Origin of the sequence: Mesorhizobium sp. M7A.F.Ca.CA.002.05.1.1 (assembly GCF_003998335.1) — a bacterium.
Lineage (GTDB): Bacteria > Pseudomonadota > Alphaproteobacteria > Rhizobiales > Rhizobiaceae > Mesorhizobium.
In genome coordinates, this window is record NZ_RZQI01000697.1 from 1 (window position 1) to 3,232 (window position 3,232).

2 protein-coding genes and 1 pseudogene are annotated in these 3,232 nt (G+C 62.9%); all 3 read right to left on the reverse strand.

Annotation, left to right across the window (positions count from 1 at the left end; all coding sequences use genetic code 11):
* The coding region (locus EN939_RS26830; protein ID WP_164751244.1) for an ABC transporter ATP-binding protein at positions 1 to 1,344 on the reverse strand (1,344 nt) is incomplete at its 3' end.
* 133 nt (positions 1,345 to 1,477) lie between these two features.
* Positions 1,478 to 2,455: pseudogene (locus EN939_RS26835) on the reverse strand (quinone oxidoreductase family protein).
* A gap of 44 nt (positions 2,456 to 2,499) precedes the next feature.
* Positions 2,500 to 3,232, reverse strand: a 733-nt coding sequence (gene pcsA / locus EN939_RS26840) for a phosphatidylcholine synthase (protein WP_164751245.1), incomplete at its 5' end; no start/stop codon positions are given.

Below are 3,232 nucleotides of genomic sequence, written 5' to 3' on the forward strand. Positions count from 1 at the left end.
GCCCGCATCCACGCCCCAGGTCGGCTGGTTCACCACCATGACGCTTGGCCGGCGGTCGAGTTCACGGCCGACGATGAATTTCTGCAGATTGCCGCCCGAAAGGGCCGCGGCCTCCGGATCCGGCGCACTCTTGCGTACATCCATCGCCTCGATGATGCGTTGGGACGCGGCTTGGATGGCACCGCTCTTCACCATCCCGCCGGAACCGACGAACGCCTTGCCGTCGGTGGCATGGCGCGACAGCAGCAGGTTTTCGGAAAGCTTCATGCGCGGTGCCGCACCGTGGCCGAGGCGCTCCTCCGGCACGAAGGCAGCGCCCAGCAGTCGGCGCCCGGTGATGGTGAGGCCGCCTGCGTCCTTACCGCGAATGCGCACCGAGGATGCATCCTGCTGCGGCACTTCGCCTGAGACGGATTCGAAGAACTCGCCCTGGCCGTTGCCGGCGACGCCAGCGATGCCGATCACCTCGCCCGCCCGGACGTTCAGGTTGATGCCCTTGAGCGGGATCGAGAACGGTGTTGCCGGCTTGCGGCTGAGGTTGCGAATCTCGAGCAGCGGCTGCGCCGTGGCGATCCCCTCGACCGGCGCGCGCACCACGGCCTGCACCTCGTTGCCGACCATCATGCGGGCCAGCGAAGAGGCGGTTTCCTCGCGCGGGTTGCAATGGCCGACGACCTTGCCGTGACGCAGCACGGTGGCGCGGTCGCAGATGCGTTTGACCTCTTCGAGCCGGTGCGAAATGTAGAGGATGGATTTGCCTTCCGAACGCAGGCGCTCCAGCGTCTCGAACAGCTTGTCGGCTTCCTGCGGCGTCAGCACCGAGGTCGGCTCGTCCAGGATGATGAGCTGAGGCGTTTGCAACAGGCAACGGATGATTTCGATGCGTTGGCGTTCGCCTACCGACAGGTCGCCGACCAGCGATTCAGGATCGAGCGGCAGGCCGTAGCTGAAGGAAAGCGCCCTCGCCTTCGCAGCGATGCTGTTGATCGGCGAGCCGTCGTCCAGCGACAGGGCAATGTTTTCGGCCGCGGTCAGCGCCTCGAACAGCGAGAAGTGCTGGAACACCATACCGATACCGAGTTTTTTCGCGACGCCGGGGCTGGAAATCCTGACGGCCTGCCCGTTCCAGAAGATCTCGCCGGCATTGGGCTCCAGCGAACCGAACAGCATCTTCACCAGCGTCGACTTGCCGGCGCCGTTTTCGCCAAGCAGGGCGTGGATCTCACCCCTGGCGATGTCGAGATCGATATGATCGCACGCCGTCAGCGTGCCGAATATCTTGGTGAGGCCACGAACCTCAAGCAGGTTCGTGCCGTCGTGATTTGCACTCACAGTGCCTCCCATCTGGTTAGCCAGACATGTTCTGTGTTCCCGCAGGCATGGTAGGCGCGGCCGGCTCTCATCGGAAAGCGGCACACGTCTTGAAAGAGCTTCAAGAATTTCAGCGGAAATTCAAGGGATAGCAAGGCAGAACGAACTAAGGGATGAGAATGGTCGTCCCTGTGGTCCTGCGGCCCTCGAGGTCGGAATGCGCCTTGCCGGCGTCCTTCAGCGCGTAGCGCTGGTTGATCTTGATTTCGACCGCGCCGCTGAGCACGACCTCGAACAGGGCGGCGGCAGAAGCGTCGAGGTCCTCGCGTTTTGCGTTGTAGACGAACAGTGTCGGCCTTGTTGCGAACAGCGACCCCTTCTGTGCCAGCAATGACATGCTGAACGGCGGTATGGGTCCCGATGACTGGCCAAAGCTGACGAACATGCCAAGCGACCGCAGGCAGTCCAGCGAAGCCGGAAATGTGTCGTTGCCGACCGAATCGTAGACAACGTCGCATTTTTTGCCGCCGGTGATGGCGGCGACGCCGGCAACGAAATCCTGTTCCTTGTAGTTGATGACATGGTCGAAACCATGCGCCCTGGCGAGCTCGATCTTGTCGGACGAGCTGGCGGTGCCGATGACGGTGGCGCCGAGATGTTTTGCCCATTGGCCGAGGATCAGCCCGACGCCGCCTGCCGCGGCGTGGAACAGGATCGTGTCGCCGGCCTTCACCTTGAACGTCCGGCGCAGCAGATATTCCGCGGTCATGCCCTTCAGCATCATCGCCGCGGCCTGTTCGTCGCTGATGCCATCCGGAACCTTGACGACGCGGCTGGCATCGATGACGCGCTGTTGCGCGTAAGCGCCCGTCGTCACGGCATAGGCGATGCGATCGCCAGGCTTCAGCCAGTCGACGCCCTGGCCGACCTCCAGCACCACGCCGGCGGCTTCGCTGCCTGGCACGAGCGGGAAGCCGCCAGGCGGCGGGTAGAGGCCAGAGCGATGTTAGACATCGATGAAATTGAGGCCGATCGCGGTGTGCCGGACCAGGATCTGCCCGGATCCCGGCTGGCCGGGGTCAGCGTCCTCATAGGTCAGAACTTCCGGGCCGCCATTGGCGTGAATGCGGATCGCTTTCGACATTGCTAGGCTTCCTGTGGGGCTAGGCTTCCTGTGGGAGCGGCTGATCAAGCCTTTTTGGCACCGAGATTGGGAAAGAACTGCATGATGCCACCGATGCAGGCAAGGTAAAGCCCGGTGATGGTAATGCCGATCTTGGTGAAGGTGCTGACCTGTTCGCCCAGCACGCCGATCTGATCATAGAAGGCAGCGAGTGCCGCCTGGGCCAGGGCAAGCGCGCCGAAAGCGCACCACAAGAGAGTCATCCCAAGGTTGATGCGCCGCAGCCGCACCACCCGCACCGGGTGGATGAAGTTGATCGGCACGAAAGTCAGGACGCCGGCCACCACCACAACCGCGAACGAAACCCATTGTCCGGGCTCGATGACGAACAGGGTGAACACCACCATGTTCCAGACCACGGGGAATCCCTTGAAGAAATTCTCCTTCGTCTTCATGCCGGTGTCGGCATAGTAGATGGCGCTGGACACGACGATGATCGCCGCCGACAGGAAAGACAGGCCCTCGCCCATGAAGCCGCGCTGATAGAGCGCGAAGGCCGGGATCAGCACGTAGGTCACGTAGTCGATGATGTTGTCGAGCAGTTCGCCTGACCATGTCGGCAGGATCTCCTTGACCTCGAGCTTGCGCGCGATCGGTCCATCGATGCCGTCGACGAACAATGCCAGCCCGAGCCACCAGAACATTGCGGTCCAGCGCTCTTCGCTCGCCGCTACCAGCGACAGGAAGGCCAGGAATGACCCCGAGGCGGTCAAGAGGTGGACGGAGAACGCCCGCGCC